Annotated in this window: 19 protein-coding genes; 11 read left to right on the forward strand and 8 right to left on the reverse strand. The window is 63.0% G+C overall.

Annotation, left to right across the window (positions count from 1 at the left end; all coding sequences use genetic code 11):
* Positions 1 to 27: 27 nt before the first annotated feature.
* The 3 genes from MMAR10_RS08700 to MMAR10_RS08710 all read left to right on the forward strand — a co-directional run bounded on the left by MMAR10_RS08700 (position 28) and on the right by MMAR10_RS08710 (position 4,004).
* A complete protein-coding gene (locus MMAR10_RS08700; RefSeq protein ID WP_011643616.1) occupies positions 28 to 963 on the forward strand; it encodes a rhodanese-related sulfurtransferase in 936 nt (311 codons plus the stop codon).
* The gene (locus MMAR10_RS08705) at positions 960 to 1,580 is read left to right on the forward strand and encodes a glutathione S-transferase (protein ID WP_011643617.1); all 621 of its coding nucleotides are present in this window, start codon (positions 960 to 962) and stop codon (positions 1,578 to 1,580) included. Before MMAR10_RS08700 ends, MMAR10_RS08705 begins: the two co-directional genes overlap by 4 nt.
* Before the next feature lie 195 nt (positions 1,581 to 1,775).
* The gene (locus MMAR10_RS08710; protein WP_011643618.1) at positions 1,776 to 4,004 is read left to right on the forward strand and encodes a TonB-dependent receptor; all 2,229 of its coding nucleotides are present in this window, start codon (positions 1,776 to 1,778) and stop codon (positions 4,002 to 4,004) included.
* Positions 4,005 to 4,188: 184 nt separating this feature from the next.
* Here MMAR10_RS08710 and MMAR10_RS08715 read toward each other — a convergent pair whose 3' ends face one another.
* Complete coding sequence (locus tag MMAR10_RS08715) at positions 4,189 to 7,377, reverse strand: amidohydrolase family protein (RefSeq protein WP_011643619.1); 3,189 nt, start codon at positions 7,375 to 7,377, stop codon at positions 4,189 to 4,191.
* A gap of 236 nt (positions 7,378 to 7,613) precedes the next feature.
* Between MMAR10_RS08715 and MMAR10_RS08720 the strand changes: the two genes are divergently transcribed.
* A complete protein-coding gene (locus tag MMAR10_RS08720) occupies positions 7,614 to 9,176 on the forward strand; it encodes an exopolysaccharide biosynthesis polyprenyl glycosylphosphotransferase (protein ID WP_049755691.1) in 1,563 nt (520 codons plus the stop codon).
* A 6-nt stretch (positions 9,177 to 9,182) separates the two neighbouring features.
* Here MMAR10_RS08720 and MMAR10_RS08725 read toward each other — a convergent pair whose 3' ends face one another.
* Together MMAR10_RS08725 and MMAR10_RS08730 are read right to left on the reverse strand one after the other, a co-directional pair.
* Positions 9,183 to 10,382 carry a glycoside hydrolase family 5 protein gene (locus tag MMAR10_RS08725; RefSeq protein ID WP_011643621.1) on the reverse strand — a complete coding sequence of 400 codons (1,200 nt, stop codon included), beginning with the start codon at positions 10,380 to 10,382 and terminating at the stop codon, positions 9,183 to 9,185.
* A complete protein-coding gene (locus tag MMAR10_RS08730; RefSeq protein WP_011643622.1) occupies positions 10,379 to 11,458 on the reverse strand; it encodes a GNAT family N-acetyltransferase in 1,080 nt (359 codons plus the stop codon). Before MMAR10_RS08730 ends, MMAR10_RS08725 begins: the two co-directional genes overlap by 4 nt.
* Before the next feature lie 133 nt (positions 11,459 to 11,591).
* On the opposite strand from MMAR10_RS08730, the gene MMAR10_RS08735 reads away from it, so the two are divergent.
* The 4 genes from MMAR10_RS08735 to MMAR10_RS08750 are packed head-to-tail and all read left to right on the forward strand — an operon-like array spanning position 11,592 to position 15,677.
* Positions 11,592 to 13,043 carry a lipopolysaccharide biosynthesis protein gene (locus tag MMAR10_RS08735; protein WP_011643623.1) on the forward strand — a complete coding sequence of 484 codons (1,452 nt, stop codon included), beginning with the start codon at positions 11,592 to 11,594 and terminating at the stop codon, positions 13,041 to 13,043.
* Positions 13,040 to 13,993 (forward strand): glycosyltransferase family 2 protein, encoded by a 954-nt coding sequence (locus MMAR10_RS08740; RefSeq protein ID WP_083759537.1) that lies wholly within the window; start codon positions 13,040 to 13,042, stop codon positions 13,991 to 13,993. Before MMAR10_RS08735 ends, MMAR10_RS08740 begins: the two co-directional genes overlap by 4 nt.
* Positions 13,993 to 14,760, forward strand: a complete 768-nt coding sequence (locus tag MMAR10_RS08745; RefSeq protein WP_011643625.1) for a polysaccharide deacetylase family protein — start codon at positions 13,993 to 13,995, stop codon at positions 14,758 to 14,760. Before MMAR10_RS08740 ends, MMAR10_RS08745 begins: the two co-directional genes overlap by 1 nt.
* A complete protein-coding gene (locus tag MMAR10_RS08750) occupies positions 14,757 to 15,677 on the forward strand; it encodes a glycosyltransferase family 2 protein (RefSeq protein WP_011643626.1) in 921 nt (306 codons plus the stop codon). Before MMAR10_RS08745 ends, MMAR10_RS08750 begins: the two co-directional genes overlap by 4 nt.
* Here MMAR10_RS08750 and MMAR10_RS08755 read toward each other — a convergent pair.
* The 3 genes from MMAR10_RS08755 to MMAR10_RS08765 all read right to left on the reverse strand — a co-directional run bounded on the left by MMAR10_RS08755 (position 15,674) and on the right by MMAR10_RS08765 (position 19,102).
* On the reverse strand, positions 15,674 to 16,939 hold the full coding sequence (locus tag MMAR10_RS08755; RefSeq protein ID WP_011643627.1) for an O-antigen ligase family protein: 1,266 nt from the start codon (positions 16,937 to 16,939) through the stop codon (positions 15,674 to 15,676). The genes MMAR10_RS08750 and MMAR10_RS08755 overlap by 4 nt on opposite strands.
* Positions 16,936 to 17,571, reverse strand: coding sequence for a tyrosine-protein kinase family protein (locus MMAR10_RS08760; RefSeq protein ID WP_011643628.1), 636 nt, complete (start codon positions 17,569 to 17,571; stop codon positions 16,936 to 16,938). Before MMAR10_RS08760 ends, MMAR10_RS08755 begins: the two co-directional genes overlap by 4 nt.
* Before the next feature lie 67 nt (positions 17,572 to 17,638).
* A complete protein-coding gene (locus MMAR10_RS08765; RefSeq protein WP_190273908.1) occupies positions 17,639 to 19,102 on the reverse strand; it encodes a GumC family protein in 1,464 nt (487 codons plus the stop codon).
* Between the two features lie 163 nt (positions 19,103 to 19,265).
* Between MMAR10_RS08765 and MMAR10_RS08770 the strand changes: the two genes are divergently transcribed.
* Entirely contained in the window at positions 19,266 to 20,000 is a 735-nt protein-coding gene (locus MMAR10_RS08770) for a polysaccharide biosynthesis/export family protein (protein WP_011643630.1), read from the forward strand.
* Between the two features lie 17 nt (positions 20,001 to 20,017).
* Here the strand turns inward: MMAR10_RS08770 and MMAR10_RS08775 are convergent, their stop codons facing one another.
* Positions 20,018 to 20,707 carry an ABC transporter ATP-binding protein gene (locus tag MMAR10_RS08775; protein WP_011643631.1) on the reverse strand — a complete coding sequence of 230 codons (690 nt, stop codon included), beginning with the start codon at positions 20,705 to 20,707 and terminating at the stop codon, positions 20,018 to 20,020.
* On the reverse strand, positions 20,704 to 21,969 hold the full coding sequence (locus MMAR10_RS08780; protein WP_011643632.1) for an efflux RND transporter periplasmic adaptor subunit: 1,266 nt from the start codon (positions 21,967 to 21,969) through the stop codon (positions 20,704 to 20,706). The genes MMAR10_RS08775 and MMAR10_RS08780 overlap by 4 nt, the downstream gene beginning before the upstream one ends.
* A gap of 449 nt (positions 21,970 to 22,418) precedes the next feature.
* Between MMAR10_RS08780 and MMAR10_RS08785 the strand changes: the two genes are divergently transcribed.
* Complete coding sequence (locus MMAR10_RS08785) at positions 22,419 to 22,757, forward strand: EF-hand domain-containing protein (RefSeq protein ID WP_011643633.1); 339 nt, start codon at positions 22,419 to 22,421, stop codon at positions 22,755 to 22,757.
* A 108-nt stretch (positions 22,758 to 22,865) separates the two neighbouring features.
* Entirely contained in the window at positions 22,866 to 25,154 is a 2,289-nt protein-coding gene (locus tag MMAR10_RS08790) for a hypothetical protein (protein ID WP_150099749.1), read from the forward strand.
* The last annotated feature ends 111 nt before the right edge of the window (positions 25,155 to 25,265 follow it).

The raw sequence follows: 25,265 nt of genomic DNA on the forward strand, positions 1-25,265 counted from the left end.
GGGGCAGATTGTCATCCACGGATACCCATGCCCCGCTTTCTGGTCGCCGCCCTCTACAAATTCGCCCCGCTCGATGCCGACGGAAAACTGCAAGCTGATCTGAAGTCAGCCTGTGAGCACCATAATGTTTTCGGCACCCTGTTGCTGGCGCCGGAAGGAATCAATGGCACGATTGCTGGTCCCAGTGCGGGTGTGCACGTCATTCTGGCAGAGCTGCGCGCCTTGCCTGGCTTCGACACGCTCGAGCACAAGGAAAGCCATGCCGACACACAGCCCTTCTTGCGGATGAAGGTGCGCTTGAAGCGTGAAATCGTGACCATGGGCGTGACCGATATCGACCCGGTGGATGATGTTGGAACCTATGTCGAGCCGGAAGACTGGAACGATCTGATCTCCGCACCGGATGTGGTCACCATCGATACGCGCAATGACTATGAAGTCCGCATCGGCCAGTTCGAAGGCGCGATCAATCCGCATACCGTCTCCTTCCGCGAGTTTCCCGACTGGTTCCGCCAGTTCAGGGAAACCCGCCCCGATGCCCGTATCGCCATGTACTGCACCGGCGGCATCCGCTGCGAGAAGGCGACCGCGTTTGCCCGCATGGAAGGCGTCGACGATGTCTTTCACCTCAAGGGCGGTATCCTGAAATATCTCGAGACCGTACCGGAAGCGCAGAGCCGCTGGCGCGGTGAGTGCTTCGTTTTCGATCGCCGCGTGGCAGTGAAACACGGGCTGGAGCTGGGCTCGCACACGCTCTGCCATGCCTGTCGCGAGCCGTTGGGCCCGGAAGACCTGCGCTCGCCGGACCATGTTGTCGGCGTCTCCTGCCCCCACTGTGTAGAGGGTCGCACACCCGAGCAAAGGGAGCGCTATGCCGAACGCCATCGCCAGGAGGAAATGGCGCGGGCCCGCGGTGAATGGCATCTGGGCCAGCCGGGAGCCGTCCGGGAGACCGATGGATGAGCACCGGCCTGCCCATCCTCTACTCCTTCCGTCGATGTCCCTATGCGATGCGCGGCCGCCTCGCCCTGGACGTCAGTGGTCTTGGGGTCGAGCACAGGGAAATCCTGCTGCGCGACAAGCCTCAAGCCATGCTCGACGCCTCTCCGAAAGGCACGGTTCCGGTCCTTGTCCTGGATGATGGCCGTGTCATAGAGGAAAGCCTGGAGGTCATGTTGTGGGCGCTGGGCCAGAATGACCCCGAGAACTGGCTGGAAGGGCGGGAGAGATCACTGGACCTCATCGCCGCCTGTGACGACCAGTTCAAACCCCATCTCGACCGATACAAGTATGCGACCCGGTATGAAGGCGCCGATCCGCTCGAACACCGCGCCGCCGCGAGCGAGTTTGTGACAGTGCTGGACAAGCGCCTGCAGCAACATCGCTGCCTCACCGGTGACCGCGACCGATTGGCCGATTACGGAATTTTCCCCTTCATCCGCCAGTTCGCCAACACCGATCGCGACTGGTTTGACGCGCAATCATGGGCCGCGCTGAAGTCCTGGTTGGCCCGCCACCTCGGATCGGAACGTTTTGCCAGGATCATGGAAAAACACCCCCTCTGGTCCGGGACCGGTTGATTTCACCCATCAACGGGTCGTCCGGAGGTGATGCGTCAATCCCACACTTCACGAGCATTTCTTGCTGCGCCGCAACATTTCTGTGTCACAGAAACGAAATATCCGTTATCGGAGCGTCCATTCTTGCTGCAGCGGCGCGAAGTATCCCCAATTCGCCCGTCGCAGCCACTTTTGATTGGCTCGAAAGACACCCTCATGATCAAGACACTCTCCACCCGCAAGCGTCTCCAGCTCGCCGGCGCCAGCGCCATTGCGCTCTCGGCTGCCTGCCTGGCTCCCACAGCCGCGATGGCCCAGGACACGGCGCCGTCCAGCGCGACCGTCGAAACCATCATCGTGACGACGACCCGCCGGGAAGAGAATATCCAGGACGTCGCCAACTCGGTGACTGCCTCGTCCGGCGAAGCCCTGGCGCCCTTCACTGAAGGTGGCGCCGACATCCTGAGCCTCGGCGCCCGCATCCCGTCGGTCTATGCCGAAAGCTCCAATGGTCGCGTTGCCCCGCGTTTCTACATCCGCGGCCTTGGCAATACCGACTTTGACCTTGCCGCCTCCCAGCCCGTGTCCGTGATCATGGACAATGTGGTGATGGAGAACGTGATCCTGAAATCCTTCCCGCTGTTTGATGTCGCCCAGGTCGAGATCGCCCGCGGCCCGCAGGGCACGCTGTTTGGTCGCAACACCACAGCCGGCACGATCAAGTTCGACAGTGTCCGCCCGAGCCAGGAAACCGATGGCTATGTCAGCGTCACCGCCGGCTCCTACGGCACGATGAACCTGGAAGCCGCCATGGGCGGTGCCATCCTCGAAGACGTGCTCAGCGCCCGCCTGTCCCTGCTGTCGCAGCATCGCGATGACTGGATCGACAATGGCTTCACCGGCGAGAACAATGCGCTCGGCGGCCATGATGAAATGGCCGGCCGCGCCCAGCTTTTCTTCACGCCGAATGACAGTTTCGACGCCCTGCTGAACGTGCATGCCCGTTCTCTGACCGGCACCTCGGCCGTGTTCCGCGCCAATATCCTGTCGCCTGGCAGCAATTCGCTCAACGGCAATTTCGTGCGCGATGAAGTCTACTATGACAGCACGTTCAACAACCCGCAGGCCTATGACAATTGGGGCACCTCGGCGACGTTGAACTTTTACACCGGCTCCGGCCTCACCCTGACCTCGATCACCGCATTCGAGTCCGCCGACGGCTACAGCCTCGGCGATATTGACGGCGGCAATCTGGTCACCGGCCCGGGCTTCATCCCCTTCCCGTCCGAGACCCAGGACGGCATCGACACGCTGGAGCAGTTCACCCAGGAATTCCGCCTGGCGTCTGACGACAGCCAAGCCACCACCTGGCAGGTCGGTGCCTATTATTTCGAGAGCGAGTTCGACATCACGACGGTCGGCCCGAATGGTGGTTTCCCGCCGTCGACAACGGTCCGTCACGACAACACGCTGTGGTCAGCCTTCGGTCAGGTCAGCCACCAGCTGAATGACAATCTGGAACTGTCGGGCGGTATCCGCTTCACGCATGACGCCAAGGATCTCATCGGTGTGGTGACCTCGATCCCGGTGACGCCAGTGTCCGTTTCCGACGACCAGATCAGCTGGGACCTGTCGGCCTATTACGACCTGGACGACCGCCAGGCGGTCTTTGCCCGCCTTGCCCGCGGCTTCCGTGGCCCGTCGATCCAGGCCCGTGACGTTGCCTTCTTCAGCCAGCCATCAGTGGCTGACAGCGAGACCTCGACGTCTTTCGAACTCGGCTACAAGTCCGAACCGCTGGATGGTCGCGCGCGTTTCAATGCCACGGCCTTCTACTACCAGGTCGACGACTTGCAGCTCTCTGCCGTCGGCGGTGCCGGCAATCTGGTCCAGCTGATCAATGCCGATCGCGGCGTCGGCTATGGCTTCGAGATCGACAGCGAAATCTTCGTGACCGACAACCTATTCGTCACGGCCGGCTTCTCCTGGAACGAAACCGAACTGCAGGACAATGACCTGGAAGTCGGCGTTTGCGCCCAGTGCACCGTGCTGGATCCGGATGCCGATATCGACGGCTTCCACGAAGTTGATGGTAATCCCTTCCCGCAGGCCCCCGACTACATCCTGTCCTTCACGGCCCGCTATTCGATCCCGGCCGGCAATGGCGGTGAGTGGTTCGCCTATACCGACTGGTATTATCAGGGCCGCACCAACCTCTTCCTCTATGAGTCGGAAGAATTCTACTCGGACGGCAATTTCGAAGGCGGCCTGCGTGTCGGTTATGCCGGTGAGCTGTCCGGTGGCCAGGACTACGAGATCGCCCTGTTCGCCCGCAATATCACGGATGAGGAAAACCTCGTCGGCGGCATCGACTTCAATAACAATACCGGTTTCGTCAACGAGCCGCGCATTGTTGGCGCTTCCTTCCGTGCCAGCCTGAACTAGGCCGTCACAACAAAGGTTAAGACTTGAAAAGCCCCGGGTACAAACCCGGGGCTTTTTTTATTCGCTGCATTTTTCGGCACGGTCGGGCATCAAGGTAACAACTGATCCCCCCGAAAGACTGAGGGCGCCCCGACGGGGCGCCCTCTTTTTCATTCCCGGTCCCGGGTTCAGGTCCGTGACACAGCTATTCCCAGAAATAGGGCTGGCGCTGACGATCACCGGTGACCGTCTCGTTCATCGTCGCGGCGTCATAGAGACGACCATTGAGCATGACGTATTCGATCTCGTCGGTATTGCCGATATCGTCCAGCGGGTTGGCGGTCATGACGACCAGGTCCGCCAGCTTGCCGACTTCCAGCGAACCAAGATCACTGTCGAAGCCCAGATGGCGGGCCGGTGCGATGGTCGCCGTTTCCAGCGCTTGGAGCGGCGTAAAGCCACCGCGGACGAAAGACCACATCTCCCAATGGGCGGCGAGGCCTTCCTGCTGGCCATGGGCGCCGATGGACACTTCAACGCCACGATTGCGCAGAAGAAGGGCCGTTCGGGCACTGTCATCATCGACGAAGTCTTCCTCCGGTGCCGTGGTCCGGCGCACCGTGCCGGCCTGCAGGATGCGCGGCGGCACATGTTGCGACAGGATCGGATGCAGCCAGACATCGGTCGCCTGGCGCCAATAAGGGTCACCGGCAAGCCCGCCATACGTCACCACCAGGGTCGGCGTATAGGCGACCTCGGTCTGCTCATACATCTGGAGGACGTCCTCATAGATGGCAGAGAGCGGCAGATTGTGCTCGATCGAGGTATTGCCGTCGGCCACCATGGCCATGTCCATATGATAGTTGGAGCCACCCTCCGCGACCACTTCGACACCGGCCTCAATGGCCGCCGCCACCACCTGCTGGCGCTGCTCGCGCCGCGGCTGATTGTAGTTCTTGATCGAGTGGGCACCCTGCGAGGCAAGGCGGAAGACATGCTCCTGCGCGTCTTCGTAATTGTCGATCTGGGCATAGACCGACGCCGCGCGAGCGCCGTAGACGATCTCGCCGGTCGAATAGATGCGCGGCGCCAGAAGATTGCCGGCACGCTGGTATTCGGAGGCCGGGAAAATCATGCTGGCCCGGCTCGACGGGTCATGGATGGTGGTCACACCAAGCGCCAGATGGGCGATGACCGACCAGTTCTGCTCGGGGATGATATCGCCCGTGCCCTGTGGTCCGTGCGCATGAGCATCGATGAAGCCCGGCGTGATCGTCCGGCCGGACATGTCGACCGTACGGGCGCCGTCCGGCACCGCCACATCGGCACCAATGGCAGCGATACGATTGCCGTCGATGATGATGGTTCCACTCTCGATCACACCGCCGTCTTCGCCGGCCATGGTGATGATGCGGGCATTGGTCAGGGCCACCACACCGGTCGGACGGTCTGCGGTAGCAGCCATCGACAGGTCAACGCCTGTCGTCGGCGGGGTGTATTCGCGCTCGCCGCTCGGATCGGGGCGGAACTCGTCGACCGTAGCGGTAAAGAAGGTCGGGCCCATCGACCAGTGAACGGCGTCGCCAGCCCCGCTCCAGTGGAAATAGTTCCCGCCATTGCCGGAGATCTCGACCGTCGGCAGGGCCGAGCTGCCACGGCCACCGGAAACCGATTGCGGTCCGGGCAGGAGCGGTTGCACGAAGACGTCGTAATTCTGGCGGAAGGCAACATGACTGCCATCCGGCGACACCTGATAACCGGTCACCAGATCGCCCGTCACATGGGTGCGTTCCTGATTGCCATTCAGGTCTATGGAGACAAGTCGCGCACCGCCACCGCCGCGGGTCACGAAAATGCGGTCATTGGAGGCTCCGAAATGCGGATCAGAGCCGCTGTCTGTAACGCGAACCATGTCGCCGCCATCGGCCGCTACACGGTAGACACCTTCATTCTCCGACCATTCCGGTGCCGTCAGATAGCCACCCGAGCCTTTCTCGAACACGACGGTCTCGCCGTCCGGCGAGAAGCGCGGATTGCGGTAGTGACCGGGCTGGCTCGTCAGGACCCGCTCGCGGCCGCCGCGGACAGAAATCGTGCGGATTGAACCCAGCGCATCATCATCCCAGGTCGCAAAGGCAATGGTACGGCCATCAGCCGACCAGGTCGGCATCATTTCGCGGCGCGTGCCATCATCGCGGGTCAGCCGGCGCGGCTCGCCGCCGTCCGCCGCCCTCACCCACAATTGCCCGAGTGTCTCATAGACGATCTGGCTGCCGTCCGGCGATGCGGTTGCAAATCGCGGCATGCGGGTCTGGAATGTGTCCGGTGCCACCTCGACAGACGGGCGCGGCGGATCGATCACGTCGCGGGTATCGGTGATGCTGAACGGAATATTGGTGACCGCACCGGTCTCGATATCGACACGCTGGATGCCACCATCGGCCCAATAGACCAGAGAGCCGCTGTCGGGCATCCAGTCCATGTTCGGATACATGCCGGTCACGCCCCAGGTTTCCTGCATGTCCTGATCGACGGTCTCGACCAGGCGACGCTCCTCGCCGGTATCGAGGTCCTTGATCCACAGGCCCGAGCGGATGCGGTCACGACGGATGAAGGCCATGTAGCGGCCATCCGGTGACGGCGCCGGGCGCACAGCCCCGCCCGCCCCGGACACGGCGGTATCGGTTTCACCGGTTTCCATGTCGTAGCGACGGATGTCGAACAGGTTGGTGTTGGAGTCCTGGGCGTAGATGAAGGAATTCCCGGAGGTCACGTTCATCGTGTAGTAGAGATAGCGACCATCCGGCGAGAAAACCGGTTCGCCCAACTCCTTCTGGAAGTTCTCATTGGGACGTTCGACCAGCTGCACGCCGCCACCTCCCAATACATGGTAAAACCAGATTTCTCCGGTGCCGGCCGAACGGGTCGTGGTGAAGTGCTTGCGGGCCGCGATATAGCGCCCGGACGGGTGCCAGGCGGCATTGTTGAGCAGGCGGAAGCTCTCCTCGGTCAGCTGGCGGACATTGCCGCCATCGACATCCATGATCCAGATATTGTCACCACCGGCACGGTCGGAGGTGAAGGCAATCTGGCTGCCATCGGGCGAGAAGCGAGGCTGGATTTCCCACGGCAGGCCGGACGAGACATTAGTCGCCGCGCCGCCGCTGACCGGCATGGTGTAGATATCGCCCAGCATGTCGAAGGCGATGGTCTGGCCGTCCGGACTGACATCCAGCGACATCCAGGTGCCCTCGGTGACATTGATATCGATCGCGCGCGTCTCGAGCGGTGGATTGGCAACATCCCAACCTTCTGATTCTGCGTCCTGTGCAGCGAAGGCCGGCATGCCGGTGAGCATTGTGGTGGCAGCCAAAACGGCGACAAATCTGGTCATGTTTTCCCCCAAAAATGGATTCTTGGGCTCGACACTAGGGCGCAACCTGCGCCACCACAAACTGACCAGTTTGTAACATTTCAGGAAACGGGCCGACCGGCCGGTCGGGGCTTTTCCACGGGGGTCGGATCACCCCGGCGGGAGCGCCCCTTGCCTGGCGGCCAAATGAAACCCTTTGCTAACCACGCTTCTCAACGAAATATTTCGTTCAGGCTGGTTCAATGTCGGCGAGACCGATGGGGACTGCCGTGGATTATTCCAACCAGCCAAGCCAGACCGAGCACGCGCCCCGCAAAGCGTCGGGGCCGGCCAATGACATGCCCGACACGCTGCGCCCGGCCAATCCGGACACAGCCAGCCTGACGCGCGCCCATCTGAAAGCAGACGCGCGCGCCCCCCGCAACCGGGTCAATCGAAAGGCGCTCGGTCACATCTGGCAGAGCATCGACATATTCGCCGTGCTGCTCCTGACCACGACCGGCGCCTATGCGCTGTCAGGGGGGGACGTCATCGCCGTGGCCGCCGGGGAGTTGTTTCCCCTTCTCGCCTTCGCGGCCCTTTGCCCGGCTTTCACCCTGTTGATGGGGTTGTACAAGGTGGAAGCGCGAGAAAGCGCCGCCTTTCGCATGTTGCGCGCCGTCATTGCGACCGCGCTGACCGGCAGCGCGATTACTGCATTGTCCCTCATTACAGCGCCCGACATGGCACCGCAGATCGCCACATTCGCCCTCACGGCCGTGGGTGCACTGACCCTCCTGCATGTCATCTATGCCGGCTTTGTCCAGCACTGGGCCCGGTCGGGCCGGCTGGCCCGCAATGTTGTTCTCGTCGGAGCAACGGCCAATGCCAGCAAGCTGATCAAGGCCAATGCCGGGTCTGGGACCGTCAATGTTGTCGGCATTTTCGACGACCGCGCCGCCCGCAGCCCCCAGGCACTGGCTGGAGCGCCCTATCTGGGAACAACCGACGACCTTTTGAGCTGGTCGCTGCTGCACGAGGTCGACCGCATCATCCTGACGGTAACACCGAAGGCAGAAGACCGTGTCCGCTTGCTGCTGGGCAAGCTGCGCGCCCTGCCGCACACGGTCTGTCTCCTGCTTGACCTCGACAGTTTCGATCCGGCCGAAACCACGCTCGATGATATTATCGGCGTCCAGGCGGCGCGGATGAGCGGCGTCGAGGAACGCTTCGGACATGATCTGGCCAAGCGAACACAGGATATCGTCCTGGCCCTCGGATTGAGCCTCGTCGCCCTGCCCGTCATGGCACTGATCGCCCTGGCGGTCCGTCTGGGCAGCCCCGGTCCGGTCCTGTTCCGCCAGGTCCGTGAAGGCTTCAACGGCCGCCCGATCAAGGTCCTGAAATTCCGGACCATGCGTCACGACCCGGCGTCGGCCGCCAAGCCGATGCGTCAGGTCGAACTCGATGATCCGCGCGTGACACGAATCGGCGGTTTCCTGCGCAAGACAAGCCTCGATGAGCTGCCGCAATTGTGGAATGTCCTGGTCGGTGAGATGTCGCTGGTCGGTCCGCGCCCACACGCGCCGGGCATGCGGACAGGTGGCACCGAAACAGCCAAGCTGGTTGCCGAATATGCCCATCGCCATCGCGTCAAGCCGGGCATCACAGGCTGGGCCCAGATCAACGGATCGCGCGGCCCCTTGCACTCACCGGAAGCCGCCCGCGAGCGGGTGGCCTATGACGTCGCCTATATCGCCAAGGCCAATTTCTGGTTCGATCTGTGGATCATGGCCCGCACCCTGCCGGCCCTGCTCGGTGACAAGGCCAATATTCGCTGAGCCGGACTAGCGTCGCAGCAAAGGCGCTGGTCGCACGATATTGGCCGACCAGGCGCATGAAAGCGGGGCGAGCAGGATCGAGTTGGCGTCAGGCCGCTGCGCTTGCGGATCCGCTCCATAGAGCGGGTTGAACCGGTTCTCGGCATTCTCATAGACACGCCAACCACTATCCCAGCGAAAGACCGACCAGGCCGCACCCGCCGCTTCGGCAGCGGCTATGCGGCTGGCCAGGAAGCGGTCCGCTGCCGGCGCCCAGCGCGATACACCAAACTCCCCCAGCATCCAGGGCCCAGCGACCGGTTGCTCGAAATCGGCCAGGTCCGGATTGAAGCCAATGCCGACATTCCGGTCCTGATGCGTATAGCCGCGCGGCGCGTAATCATGCACCGCCAGAACCTGTCCGGGCACAGCGTCCAGGTCGAGAAGACCGGCGAAATTGCTTGCCGCATAGCCGTCAGGGCTGACAAGGATGGCCGTTTCGGGATCTTCCTCCCGCACTGCCCGGGCCAGTCGGGAAGCAAGGGCCGGCCAATCGGCCGGTGTCCCGGCGACGCGCTCCGCCAACCGGTCGGCCTGCCAGATATCCAGATCCCCCCCATCAGGCCCTGGCGCGGTCTGGTTGGCATTGGGCTCGACCATCAGGAGGTAGCCAGCCAGGTTCGCGTAATGCCGGAAGCGGCTCGCGGTGAGCCGCCACATCGCCTCCCAACCATCCTGTGCCTCACGCGAGACCCAGACGCTTTCATCAATTTTGTTGGCCGGAAACCAGCTGCCGGCCTGGTCGCGGTGGAAGGTAAACTCGCTGCGCCCGGGGCCACTGCGAAACCCGATCACGACGAAGAGGCCATGACGCCCGCACTGTCGGACCAGCCCGTGCAAATGGCGCTCAATCGCGGGGTCCGCCGCATAGGGCGGCGCTTCACTGACCGGCCCCGGAACTGACAGGACGACCAGGTTGGCACCCAGCGCTGACAATCGCGCCAGAGAGGCCTCGGTCACTGGCGCACCGACCGGACCTGGTCCGAGAAATTCCGGCCCGTCGATCTCCGGATAGACCCGCCGCTGTGCCACCACTGCGCCGCGCAGCCGCACTCCGGCGGTATTGTCCCACAAATCCCGACGCGCCGGCTGGGCGCAGGCAATGCCGGGGCCCAACAGGCCAGCGCCTGCGGCGAGCAAGCCCTGCCTGCGGGTCAGGCCAGTCATATTGCCATGAATCCGGTCAACCGGCCGACCTTGCGCAGGGCCTTTTCCGGCCAGTGCCGGGCCGGTCCGATCGGCGCCTTGCGACAGGCGCGGGACAGGCCCTGGGCGGCCCGCACCAGATTGCCGCGCAGTCCGCCCGTCGTGAAACGCCCGCTCACGAGCCCGGTCTGGCTCGTCGCGAGATCTTTCTTGAAGCCATAATCCCCGGTTCCCAATTCCACGCCGAGATGTCCGAAAGCGCAGGCCGTGCGGGCCATTTCAACGAGAAGAAGGACGCCCGGGCTGAGGCGGCTGTGATCGGGTTCATAGGCGGGGAACCAGTAATGGCACATCCGGTCGCTGGCCATACCGACATGGACGGCGACGATCTGCCCGCCCACTGACAGGCTGGAACAGACGCCGGAAAATTGGTCGGTCTGGCGGCGCAGGATTGCCTTGAGAAGTTTGCCCGTCCAGTCGACCGAAAACACATCAAACACGCCGGTACGCCGATACTGGTCGCGCTTGAGACGGATCATGGTTTCGAAGACTTCAGGACGGTAATCGGCCATCTTGAAGGAATAGCCGCCATCCACCTCTTCGAGGCGTCGCAGCCGGGTCGCGATATTGCGCATGGCTTTGGCATTGATCGATTTACGGGACGCCTGCCAGGCGTCAAACCCGTCCGCGACATCGATGATCCAGGAGCCGTCGGGGATGCCGCCAGCGCGCGCAAAGCCTGCCTGACTGGCCAGGGCATTGTGAAACTCGAAGACCGGTACCCGCGCCAGCGCCAGCCAGCGAGCCGGATCGGGGGTCTGGACCCGCGGCGCAATCACACCCTGGACATCTCCCAGCGGCCCGGCCAGCGGCCGGGCAAAGCCCAGCCGCCCGGCCTGAAACGGCAGGAATCCGGAAATGACGCCGGCTTCGCGCACCACCAGGACCCGCGTATCGTCACGTGCCTCTTCACAACACTCGGCAAATTCCAGTGCAAAATAGGGACTCGCCAAGGTCGGCTCGGCAGCCAGAAAGGCCCGCCAGGCGCCGCGCTCTGCGTCTGTCAGTTCACTCGGCTTGCGTAGATCGACCTGCATCGTCCCGTCCGCTTCCCCCGCCAGGAATCCCAGATTAGGCCCAACGCCTTAGCAGGCCGTTTACGAAACCGCCCTCGCCCGAAAAGCGGCACCGCTCTTGCAAGCTTCCCCTTTCAGGCGAACGGAGCGTTTCATGCTTGGACGACACCTTTTGGGCTATCTGCCCGTACAACTGGCCCAGATGCTGGTCGGGTTTGGCGGTGTCGCCGTATTCACGCGCATAATGCCAGCCGACGAGTATGGCCGCTATGCCATTGCCATCGCAACGCTTTCCCTGATCCACATCGTCACATTCACGTGGCTGGAGGCTGCCGTCGCGCGCTTCCATGCAAGGGCTGAACAACGGGGCCGCCTGCGCGACCACCTGGCGACCGCCTATGGCCTCTATCTGGTCATCGCGGCCGGCGCCGGTGCCTTGCTTGTGCTGGGTGTGAACATATTGCCCCTCGACCCCAAGCTCCAGGCGGCGCTCAGCTTCGCGGTGATTTCGCTGCTGCTGCGCGCCCTGCTCCAGATCGGGATGGAAACACACCGGGCCGGCGGCGATGTCAGTCGCTATTCGGCACTGGAAGCCAGCTATCTGATGATCGGCTTCATGGTCGGCATCGGCGTCATCCTGACCACCGATCTGGGCGCCGCAGGCGTCTTCATCGGCACCGCGGTCGCGGCCCTGATCATGCTGGTCTTTGATCTGCCGGTCATGCTGCGCCGCGCCGCCAATGGCCGGCGCCAGAAAGTCCGCGCTGCCAGTTTTGCCCGCTACGGCGCACCCGTCTCGATGTCGCTGATTTTCGAGCACCTGCTCTCGGTTGGCGACCGCTTCCTGATTGCCGCCCTGATCAGCCAGGGCGCTGTCGGCATGTATGCTGCCGGTTATGGTCTGGCTGACCGGCTGCTGGACGTCATATTCATCTGGTTCGGCGCTGCTGTCTGGCCGTTGACCATCAAGGCCTTCGAGAAGGACGGCGTCGCCGCGGCCCAGGCCATGGCCGGCAAGGCCGCCGCCCTGATGGGCCTGATCTGCTTTCCCGCTGCCGCCGGTCTGGCACTGGTCGCCGGTCCATTGACGACCCTGATAATCGGCGAGTCGGTTCGCGCCGAGGCCGCCACTATCCTGCCCTGGATTGCCCTGTCCGGCCTGATGAAGGGCATGATGACCTATTATTTCCACGAGGCTTTCACCCTGATGCGCCGGACCGGTGTCATGGCCCTGGTGATGGCCGCTTCGGCAGGCCTCAATCTCGCCCTGAACCTGCTGCTGATCCCGGCCTTCGGCATCGCCGGCGCCGCCATGGCGACCGTGATTGCCTATGCGCTGGCCCTCCTGGCCTGTGCCCTGCTCGGCCGACGCTACTTCACCCTGCCCCTGCCCTGGTCCGACTGGATCAAGGCCGGTGCCGCGACCGCGATCATGGCTGCCTCGGTTTTTGCCCTTCCGGTCACAGGCACGAGCTGGCTCGACCTGATCCTGCAGGCCGGAATCGGCGGGCTTGTTTACGTGATTTCAGCCTATTGCCTGGATATTGCCGGTTGTCGGAGCTGGCTGCGCGACGCGCGCCTCCTGTTTCGACCGGCGGGGGCATGACGATGAATGCAATAAGCGAAATTCCGATCCGTGAACACGCCAATGCCGCGACCAAGGCCCGGCTGAATGCGCCGCTACTGTCGATCCTCGTTCCCTTCTATCGCGATGATCCCGGTGCGCTTCTGGACGCTCTGGCGCCCCTGGTCCGACCCCATGATGACATCGAGCTGATCCTTTATGATGACGGCGAACCGGACCCGGCCCTCAACCGCCAGGTCAGCGCCCATATCGACCATCTCGACATCGCCATCCGGCTCCTGAGCAGTGCCCGCAACCGCGGCCGGGCGGCCGGCCGGAACTTGTTGGCACAACAGGCACACGGGGCCTGGCTGCTCTACCTCGACGCGGACATGACCCCGCGCGATTCCGGCTTCCTGAACCGCTATCGCGAGGTGATCAACGCTGACGCCTGTGATGCGGTGTTTGGGGGCTATGAGACTGACTGGCCGGAGGATCACGAGCTGCAGCTGCATGCCGCCCTGTCCCACGCCAGCGACCAGAACGACGCAGCGACCCGGAACGGGATCGGCGCGACAGCTTTTTGTTCGTCCAATCTGCTGGTTCGCTCGTCGGTCATGAAAGCCTGCCCCTACGACAACGGCTATACCGGCTGGGGGTGGGAGGATGTCGACTGGGCCGTCAGCGCCGCCAGGGACTTCACCCTTCGCCATATCGACAATCCGGCCCGGCATGGCGGTTTGCAGACCTCCGGGGTCCTGCTCGACAAGTTTCGCGCTGGCGCGGCCAATTTCAAGCGCCTTCTGGACCGTCACCCGGAACTCGTCGATCTGCCCGGTGCCCGCGCCGCACGCTGGTTGAAAACGGTACCGGGCCAGCACCGGCTGCGGGGCTTGTGGTCCCGGATGGCGGCCAGCCAGGTCCTGCCAGTGCGCGCACGCACACTGGCCCTCAAGCTCTGGCGCGCCAGCTGGGCATCGGAGGTGATTTGATGAACGCACCCTACATACCCTCTTCCGGCCTGCTTGCCGGTCTCAATCGTCGCTGGGCCCGCTTTGCCGCGCGCCAGCCGCTGAACCTGCCGTCGGACCGGGCAATCGTGTCGATCACCTTCGACGACTTTCCCAAATCGGCCGCCGGGATCGGCGCCGAAATTCTCGAACAGCACGGCTGGCGTGGCACCTATTACGCCTCGGCCGGTTTTGCCGGCGGAGTGACCCATCACGGCCCGATGTTCGATTGCGGCGACCTGCAACGCCTGACCGCTGCCGGCCATGAGATCGCCTGCCACACCTATAGTCATTTCGATGCCAGGCAGGTTCGCACCGCCGATTTTCTGGCCGATATCGAACGCAATGAGCGGGCCCTGCGGGCCATGGGCCTGGAAACCGCGCTCGACAGCTTCGCCTTTCCCTATGGCGAGGCCACACCGGCCAGCAAGCGGGCCCTGTCGGAACGTTTCTCAACCCTGCGCGGCGTCCACGCCGACATCAATCGCGGTGGCGCCGACCGAAACTTGCTCAAATCTGTGCCCATCGACGGCGGCGAGGCCGGTATCGAACGCGCCATCGAGGCTGCCGCAAGCCTCTCACGCCATACCGGCTGGCTGACCTTCTACGCCCATGACGTCCAGGAAAACCCGACCCAATGGGGTTGCACGCCGGACCAGCTGGAGCGCGTCTGCCAGGCCATCGCCGACAGCGGCGCGGAGGTTCTCACCATGCGCGACGCTGTCCACCAGATGGAGACCGGCACATGAGCGTCTCTGTCATCCTTCCCACATTTCGCCGTCCGGACGGATTGCGCGCGGCGCTCGCCAGCCTGATGGCCCAGAGCCGCCAGCCGGATGAAATCATCGTGGTCGACAATGATCCCGATGGCTCGGCCCGTACCGGCGTCGCCAATGCCAAGGCCGTTGCCCGCTGCGCGGTCGTCTATGTCCACGCCGAACGGCCGGGCGTTGCCAATGCCCGCAATGCCGGCTGGGCCGCCGCCACCGGTCGCCATGTCGCCTTCCTGGACGATGACGAGATCGCCTCGGCCGGCTGGCTCGAAGCACTCCTGGCCAGTGCCGGGAAGCTCGGTGCCAGCGTGGTGTTCGGGCCCTTGCGCGGTGAGGCGCTGGATGCGGCCACCGGGCTGCGCGGCAGCCTTGCCCAACGGCTCTACTCCCGGCCCGGAAACCCTGAGGACGAAATCCTCGATGGTCCCTATGGCTGCGGAAACTCACTCGTCGACCGGCAGGCGTTCGACCTGTCGGATGCCCCGTTTGACCCACGCATGAATGCCTGCGGCGGTGAAGACGATCTGTTCTTCGCCGAACTGGCCCGCCAGGGTGCCGTCTTTGGCTGGTCCGCCAGGGCCCACGCGGTCGAGACGGTCGACGCCCGTCGCACAAGCTGGCGATATCTGCTGGCCCGCAGTTTTGCATTCGGTCAGGGCGCCACCCAGGCGGCAGCCAATGCCAAACCGCGCCGTCTCGCCGGGATTGCATTCTGGATGGCGGTCGGCCTCGGCCAGATGTTCGTGTTCGGCACAGCGGCGATCGTGACCAGCCTGATCGGCTCAAGCTCCGCAGCCGGCTGGCTTGACCGCGCTGTCCAGGGAGCCGGAAAGCTGTTCTGGGTTGAAGCGTTCGAGCCCCGTTTCTACGGCGAGGCGGCGCCGGCCGACTAGTCGCCGGCCCGTCGGTCTGCCAACTTGGCAGCCGTCGCGACGAGCAGGACCCAGCCGATCGAATTCTGCTGAAGGAAGTTGGATTCAGAGATGCTGACCAGGCCCAGCATGGCCAGAAAAGTCAGTGTCCAATAGGTTTCCGGCCCATGGAACAAACGTCCAAGGGACCGCATTACTGCGCGCCCATAGACCAGACCCAACAGCACGACACCCGGCAGGCCGATCGCCAGCGCCGTCTCGATCCAGCCATTATGGGCAGTCGGGACCGGCCAGTCCGTGCCCTGCCTGACCCAGTAAACCGGCCCTGTCTCATCGGCCCAGAAGGCCATATAGCCATAGCCCGTCCACGGAACTTCCGCGGCCTGGCGCGACAGGATGGCCCAGATATCCGTCCGGCCGGTCAACGTGGCATCGCGACCAAGGAGCTCCAGGAACTCAACGGGTGCTATTAACAGGATCAGGGCACCACCAACCGCGCCGGTCAGGCCGAGAAACAGCATCAGGCTGGCAAAGCCGAAGCCGCGCCGGCACAGCGCGATCCCGACAGCGCCGCCAATCCCGAGTAGCAGCGCGAGAAGCGCGGTCTTGGAGGTCGACAGCAGGACCAGGGCGCAACACAGGATCGCCCCGCCCATCCAGATCCAGCGCCGTCGGGGATCGACATGCAGCGCCGCAAAACAGGCCACCGCCCCCCAGGCCATCATGGCGCCCAGCGTATTCTTCTCCCACCACACGCCCTTCCAGGCGCCGGCATGGACTTCGTGGTCAACACCCAGGGACGGCATGGCCAGCGCCATCAGTGTCGACACAACAGCGAGGCCGACAAAGGTTGTCGCAGTCAGAAGGATCAGGCCGCGCCAGGACCAGCGCGCGGCCATCCAGAAGCCGAACAGGGTGGTCATGATCAGGGCGAAGGAACGGCGCAGGGTCGTCTCTGGCGCGATCGACCAGATGACGGAGACCGCAGTCAACAGGACCAGCGCCACCATCAACCAATTGCCTGTCAGCGTCCGCATCACGGCCCCCGGCCGCGTCACCGCGAGCGCCAGCGTGATGGCATAGACTGGCAGCCAGATGAGGCGCAGCACAACTGAGCTGTCCGGGTCAGCGGGATCGGCGAAGAGCGGGCCGATCAGGCCTTGCGAGAACAGGAAGAGGCAAAGAAGCGTCAGCCCACCTTCAACCAGTCCGGTGAAAGGTAGTGCCGGTGCGCGGCGCCAGGCAGCGAGGAAAGCCGGATCATGGTGCGCGGCGAGGCTCATGCCGCGCTCCGGGCACCGCTCCGCATCCGGTTCAGGATCAATCCGGCGACCACTCCGCCGCGGGCTTCAATGGCTGACCTTCGGGCCTGGATACCATCCACCCGGCTCAACCGGGAATCGGCGACGAGGATGACGCCGTCTGCATCGGCGACCAGCGACAGCGGTGCCCGCGAGTCGCCTGGGGCGTCGATGATGGCCAGGTCGATAGAGCCCCGAACCGCGGACCAGTAGTCCGGCGCAGCGCGCAATCCAGCCTGACGCACGGCACCGGGTCGGGCCTGCAATTGGGTGACGTAGAGATTGGGCACGACGGACTGGCGGGCAATGATCCGGGCCTGCTCGCTGCCTTGGGTCGTCAGGGACCAAAACGGATCGCGACCGAAACCGGCATCGAAGGCCTGTCCCTGGACATGGGCGGCCTCGGCCTGGGCATTCTTGTTGAAATCCAGATCAAACAGCCAGACCCCGCGCGTCGAGCGGCGGGCCGCCAGGCGGGCCAGCTCCCGAGCCACCGTTGAGGCCCCGGCACCGCGGCTGGCGCCCATGATCATCAATACCCGACCCTGACCGCCCGGACGGGCAATCGGTTCGAGTTCGTCGATCAGCTGGGAGAGGTCAGCAGTGAGGTTCATGGGGCAGGATCAGCCAATTTGATTCGAGACTGCCCTGAAGATGCAAGAAACGAGGTTAACGCCCCGCTTACATTGACCGGTCCGCGACATGAGCGAGGATCGGCAGTCCGTCGAAGGGATCATTGGCGGCAACAGGCTGCCGCGCGTCCTGAACCGGCCCGGCCGGTTGGGCCGCAACGACCGGGGCCGCCGGGCGCGAACGTGGCAGGGCAGCGGCACGCACATAGGTCAGCCAGTAGCCGCGCAACAATCCCAGAAAGAGCGCGATCCCCGCAGCCGCGACGAAGGACCCGATCAGGCCGAGCTTCTTCATCGAGCTGCCTTCCATGGGCGCGGCAGCCCGGTCGATCAGGCGGACGGCGTCGGCCGCGCCCAGGCTCGGCGAACGGCGGGCCGAAGCGGTGGCCTCAAGCGCGGCAACGGCGCCGGCAGCTTCTTCGGCAGCGGTGATGTTCTGGGCCAGTCGGGTATATTCCGGTTCCAACTGGCGCAGGCGGGAGACGAGCGCACGATTGCTGCGCGCCTGGCCCTCCAGGGCCGTCGCCAGCGAGGCCTGTGCCTCGGCATTGGCCTCACGGGTTGCCAGCTCTGATTCCAGCGCTTGCCGCACCGGATTGGCACCGGTACGTCGCTGCCCCTCGCCGACCGTGGCGCCGGACTGGATGAATTCCTCGATGGCCTCGATCTCGCGCTCGACGGCCTGCACAGCCGGAGCGGCGGGTTGGTAGCGCGCCAGCAGGCTCGCCCGCTCGGCCCGGCGGTCGAGCAGGACACCGGACACGCCGTTTTCCACATAGAGCTCGATGCTCTCGGGGATCTGGCCCAGTCGTTCACGCAGGGCCGCGGCACCGGCCATCGCCGAATCCCGTTCAGCCCGGGCCTGGGCCGCGCGCTCGGAGAGATTGCCAACCAGATTGTCGGCGGTCAGGCGTTCGGCCTCGAAATTGGCGAGATCATTGGCTTGCAGGAAGGTATTCAATTCCGCCCGGGCCGCCGCGACCGCTTCATCAGCCTGGGCGCGCCGGACTTCCAGTCCGGTAATGCCGGTCTCGAACAGGACCTGCTCGCGATAGGCCAGATAGGCATCGACAATACTGTTCAGGATCAGCGCCGACCTTTCCGCCGACGGGGATTTGAAGCTGGCATTGATGGCCGATGAATTGGGCTCCCGCGACAGGCTGAAATTCGCGCGCAACTCCCGCAATGCCAGCCCGTCCGCATTGAGGCCGGCTTGCTCGCCCAGCACCACATCGGCGCCCAGCGTCTCCAGCGCCAGCCGGCGCACCGCCTCGGAACTGAGCAATTCGCTCTCCGACTGCATGACCTGATCAAGCATGAAGGCGTCACCGACACCGGCCGCTGTCGGAGTGGGATTCGAATCAAGCAGAACGAGAAGCCGCGTATCGGATGTATAACTCGGCTTCAGCAAGGTCAGTGACGCGCCCACGCCAACGGCGAAAATAAGCGCGAAAATCAACGCGATAAAGCCTTTCTGAGACCACGCCAGCGCGATCACGTCGAACAGGTCCAACTCCCCTCTCGGGGCGCCAGCCGGCCGGGCGGCCGCCGGGTAAGCGGGGCCTGTTTCATGATATGCGCGCGTCATGGGCCAATAAGACCCCGCTCGCGCTTAAAAATTTGTTATCCATGCAGCGTTGAGAATGGCGCCGAGCAATCGACCGGAAAGATAATTCATGCGCGCGATCCGACACGGGCTTTGCACCGCCGCCCTCGTCCTGGCCCCCCTCGCTGTCGGCGCCTGTGCCAGCACGGCGTCCGCCCCGGCCACGGCCGACTGGGGACAGCCGCGTTTTGCCGCCTGGCAGGACAGCGACCCCGCCTACCGTTTCTACCCGGGCGACAGCATCGACGTGACGGTCCACTCGGCGCCCGAATTGTCGCGCACGGCCCTGATCGGCCCGGATGGCCGCGTCTCCCTGCCCCTTCTGGGCAATGTAATGGTCGCCGCGAAGACCGATTTCGAGATCGCCAACACCCTCGCAGACGCCTACGCCCGCGATGTTCTGGTCTCGCCCATCATCGAAGTGCGCCGCTCGGCACTGGGCCCACAGAACATAATTGTCGGTGGCGAGGTGAATGCGCCGGGACTGGTTGAGCTGACCGGTCCGGTCGGCGCGCTGGAGGCAGTGATGATGGCCGGCGGCTTCCAGAACACCGCCGCGCGTGGCGATGTCGTCGTCCTGCGCCGCCAGCCCGGCGGCGGCCTGATGATGCGGACGGTCAACCTGCACGATGCCCTCCGGGGGCGCTCCGGTGCCGACAACATCCAGATCCGCCGTCACGACATCATCTTCGTACCGCGCTCCACGGTCGCCGAGCTGAGCGTGTTCATGGAGCAATATGTCTCCGGAATCCTGCCACTGGACCAGGCCTTCTCCTACGCCATCGCCGACGCCATCACGAACTGACCCGAAGCAATCCCCCGTCAGGAAGACGCGACAGGCCCGGGCTGCAGCTGCCCGTGTTCAAGCGTGACGATTCTGTCCGCCCGTCTGGCAATGGCCGGATCATGGGTGACGAGGACCACGGTGGCACCGGCGTCACGAAACGCTTCGATATGAGCCATGACAATGTCTGCCGACTCCGGATCCAGATTCCCCGTTGGTTCATCACAGATCAGCAGGAGAGGTTTGCGAACCATGGCGCGGGCCACGGCGGCACGCTGTTGTTGGCCGCCGGAGAGTTGGGAAGGCAAATGATCTGCCCTGTGAGCAATGCCCAAGGCGTCCAGTGTCTCCAATGCCCGCGCCCGGCGCAGACGTTTCGATCGCTCAATCCCGTCGAGCCCTGCCATCACATTCTCGACGACTGACATATCGCTGATGAGTTGAAACGACTGAAATACAAAGCCGATATGGTTTCGCCTCAAATCGGCAAGTCGACCCGATCCCGCGCGAGTGACCGTTTCACCAAAGAAAACCACAGACCCTTCGCTCGGATTTTCAAGCAGGCCCATGATGGCGACCAGTGTGGACTTGCCAGAGCCGGACGAGCCCACGATCGACAGGAACTCGCCTCTTTCAACCGACAGATCGATTTGATCGAGCGCCAGGGTTTCGACCTTCCTGGTCCGAAAACGCTTTGAAACCTTGCTGAGCTCGAGCGCGTAACTCATGGGTTCGCGCGCGCCCTGATACGTACCGAGCTCAACCCGTCCACAGGCCTGGGTGCGCTGACAAGTATCGTTTCGTCACCGGACAAGCCGTCCACGATCTCGATCCTGGACCCGGCTCGCCGGCCCACCCGGACGGCTCGCGGCACCGCCTCACCGCTTTGATCATTGTAGACCCAAACGGTATCAGGCCCGACAAGCTCGCCGAACGGCACCGTAATGGCCATGCGGGGCTCTTCTGTCTCAATGGCAACCTGCACCATCTGACCGGCCCGAAGGTTGCCGGGCACGGCAGAGACGAAGATTAGCCGCACATCAACGATGCCGTCGCGGGCTTGCGGGTCGATGGCTTCGATCCTGAGCTCACCGGAGTGAGGCTCGCGCAGCCTGGCATTGAGTCCGACGGACAGATTATGCACCGCGCTCTCCATCACTTGCGCGGTAACCCGGTCCGGCCGCCCCTCGGTAAGGGTGAAAAGGACATCCCCTGCCACTACCGGCTCGCCGACACTCAATGCGAGGCCGGATATCTGTCCGTCGCCGGGAGCGCGGATGGCGAGCCCGTCCAGTCGGTCTGCGATACTCTGCGAAAGTCGTTCGAGGCGCGCCTGAGCCGCATTCAGGCGTTCCGAGCGTCGATCTGCATCAAGCCGGGCGGCATTCAGCACATTGCTCGCGTCCAATTCCTCGGCCGCATAGAAGGCGACTTCATCTCTTAAACGTGCCATGCGCGCGGGTGAGGCAAAGCCTCTCTGCTCGAGAACAAGATTTCGTTCAAGCTCGGTCTCGGCCTGACGTTTGCGGAAGCTGATCTCACGCAATTGGGACCTGGCATCACTGACGCGTCGATTGAGGTCGGCGATCTGCGCTTCAATTGCCAGCGAATCCCGGCCAAGCCGAACAAGACTGTCCGCGATTTCACGTTCCAGAGCCGGATTTCTCAGCAACAGTACGACCTCACCGGACGTGACCGGATCGCCATTTCGGAAATGTATTTCGGATACTGAACCGGACTCCGACGAAGGCAGCGCCGTGTTGGTCATGTCAATGACGACGCCAGGCACTGTCACTTCCGGAGCAAAGAGTTCGCTCCTGGCTTGCCCCAGGACGACACGATCCGCATCAAGCGTGGCGACAAACAGGCCTGACCGCCAAATGATCAAGGCGCCTGCGAGAACCAAGCCAACCGCCGCGATGATGGCGACAACTGCCCAGGGAAATGCACGAGTTTCCCTGTCGGTCGATACGGGTCCGCTGGACGTCATGACAAATCTTAACTGCCTGATTGGTCGATATTTTTCATGACAAACAAAGTATGGTTTCAGCCGGATAACGCAAGGCGTGACGAATAAAACTTCCAAAGAAAAAAGGGCGGCGCGACCTAGACGTCCAAGTCGCACCGCACCCGTTCAATCAGGAATATTAGCCGATTGATGCATCTTGTTCCCAGCAAACCACTTGAACATGGCAACTGGTGACGCCACCAGTTGTGATGCAAACCTGTACTTGTTTGCACACAACTTCCGCGTACGCGGACGCTGTTCCGAATAGAACCACGCTCCCAAACACCAACGCTGAGGCTGCATACTTCAACTTAGACATCACGCTATTCCCCTTCTGTTTTAGTACCTTAGTATGAATGCGCTTGCGCGCAACTTCGAGTCGACGTAACAATTAGAACATGCAAAGCGCGCACAACCTAGGGGTAAATTCTATGAAAAACTCACTGTCCGTCGTTCTCCCGCTATTTTCTCTTGTCCTCGCAACGGCATGCTCCGATCAGGCGGAATCGCAAGCTGGGTCCGGTGATGACCTCGAAGGGCAGTTGGAGAGCTTCTTCGGCATGCTTGACGCCAATGGCGATGGCAGGATCGAGAGAGACGAATTGGTTACGGAATCCATGTCGTTCCAAAATCAGGACACGGGAGAATCCCTGACCGGCGAGGCCGCCGGCGATGCCTGGTTCGACATGTTTGACGTCAGTGGCGATGGTGAAGTGACCCTGCAGGAATATGTTTCGAAAGGTCTGGAGCTGGATTCGCAGTCCGGATAGGTCTCAGTCGGGATATCCCGGTCAATGCGGGGTTGATCTCGGCGTAAGCTCTGCGCAACTGCGCTTCAAAGAATGGTCCGGTTGATGCCGTTTCGCCTGCAACCCGTCGTGTTGATCATATCAGGTATCATCACCTTGCTGGGTGGTTTGAGTGTCTCGTCTGTCCTGCTCGCCAGTGCGTGGACGGACGTCAGGGGCGACAGCGGCTATCGAGCGGCTTTCAGCACCTACCGTTTGAGTGCGGGTTTCGAACCAGGCTTTGCGAACTCAACCACGCTTCCCGACTTCAGCGTCTATCAGTTCAGCAACCGGACATTCGAACGGATCCACGCGGATGTCGTCGGCGTCGAAGACGCCTTGCTGGTTGCCGAGAGTGCGAACACGCAGGCTCCCGGTGCTCTGGAGCACGCCGTACAGCTGAGGACAATCGCGAGCTCCACCCGCTTTTTTGACTTTTTCGGTCTCGAGATGCAGAGCGATGAAGTGGGCGTCTGGCTGACGCAATCCGGTGTTGATCGCCTCAGACGCCAGACCGGCGCCATGCCGGCGGAAGCCGTCATCGCTGATCAATACTATCCGGTTCTCGGCGTGATGGCGGATCCGCCAGCCGGCTCTCATTTGCAATATGAAGCGCTCCTGGTTGGTGCGCCGTTCAGGCCAGAGCAGGACGGCGTGATCTATGTTCAATCCTCATCCCCTGAGAATGTGGAGCGTCAGCTTTCCGGATATGTCGCCGGAGATATCGGACTCCCCCCGATAGCGATTGCTGCGCGGCTCGAACCCGTAACGAGGCTGAGACTGGGCACCCGCCCCGCATTGGGTGATGCGAGCTTTATCGTCACGGGTCAGGGGCTGGAACTTGCCGTTGCGCTGTTTTGTGGGCTTTCGGCACTCCTGGGCTCCGCCCTGGCGATCAGCCTGCTGACATCCGGCTCAATCGCAACAAACCGGCAAAAGCTCGGCATTCTTGTCATGCTGGGAGCGGCACCGAAGCGACTCGCCGTCAAAATACTGTTTTTGTTGTGTGTGGCAGCGACGCTCCTCGCAGCCGGGGCCTTCCTGATCTCGATCCTGCTCGGAGAGCCGATACTGGCGGCCCTCAACAAACCCGCCCCGGCCGAGCTTCTCAGGCCGATCGCCGCGGCTTTCGGTGCGGGACTGGTGCTGATTGCGGTTTTTGCCGGGGTCTCGCTGATCCCGCTCGCGACCGACGCGCCGGCCCGATTGGCGCTGTCAGGCCAAACCCGCCGACGCGACAGCACGATCATCCTGATGATCGGTCTTGCCGTGCTATCAACGGGGTCAGCATCGCTGGGCTTTGTCGCGGCGCAATTTTCCCTGGAGGCGCATCGCGGCGCCGCACTGGATCTCGACGACGATCGCACATGGCGCATAGGAAGCTATGACAGGACAGTGATCGGACGCGTTGTCGAAGCCGCCGAACGCTCGCCGTTTGTTGAGGGATATGCCGTGCTGAACTGGCATCCCTTTTCGGACACCAGCCTCAATATGCCTGTTGCATTGGAAGGCGGGCCGCTTGTTCAATCCAGCGTCCTGACCGGGGAAACGAGTTGGCCGCATTTCGTTGATGCAAACATCCTTGCCGGCTCGGTCACCGAGCGCTTGTGGGGAGCGGCCCGACATTGCGAGGCCGTACTGGAAAGCACTGCGGCGGATCAGGTTTCATCCCTGGATTACCAGGCCCAGATCGGGCGTACCCTCGTGCTGGGAAATGGACAGGAAGCCTGCCGTATAGTCGCCATCATGCAGCCAGTACGCCGTGGAAAGCTCGCCGCTCACGGCGACCCGGTCGTACACCTCGTGGGGTCAGACCAGGCAACACTCATCAATCGAGCGGGGGATCCCTATCTGATCTTCCTGATGCGCCTCAAACCCGGGATCATGCCGGCAGACATTTTTGACGGGGCGGTCCTTGCCGGCCTGGAGTCGCAAATTCTGTCCCTCGCTGAGACCGGGCAAGCCGCCTATGAGCGGGAGCGCCGGGTCGCGAGCATCCTGAATCTGGCCGCCTATGTGTTGATGGTTGTTTTCTTTGCCGTTTCGCTTGCCTTGTCGCTGCAGGCGCTCGCGGCCGGGCGAGCTCAGATTGCCATTCGCCTGGCACTCGGGACCCGGCCAGTCCGGCTCGTTTCGCGACTTCTGTATCCGGTCATTCTGTCTGCCAGTACAAGTGTCATTGCGACGACACTCCTGGCGGTGTTCATAAACCGCGCCTGGTCGAGCTGGGGCGGGCTTTCCGAAATTGACCCAATGGTCAGCTTCCTGGCCATCGCCAAGGCATCAGCATTTTGCGTCCTGCCGGCATTGCTGGTCGCTCTGGTCAGTTTTGTGCTGGTTTCACGCGTGAGTCCGGCGACCGTGCTTCGCGGAAGCTAGGGCTGGCCCGTCAATCCGCGGCGAGATCGCTTTGCGACCGGTTGATTCAGCACAGACCAACGCCTTGCCCAAAGAAACGCCCGCCATCCTTGCGGAATGCGGGCGCGTGGG

Origin of the sequence: Maricaulis maris MCS10 (assembly GCF_000014745.1) — a bacterium.
Lineage (GTDB): Bacteria > Pseudomonadota > Alphaproteobacteria > Caulobacterales > Maricaulaceae > Maricaulis > Maricaulis maris_A.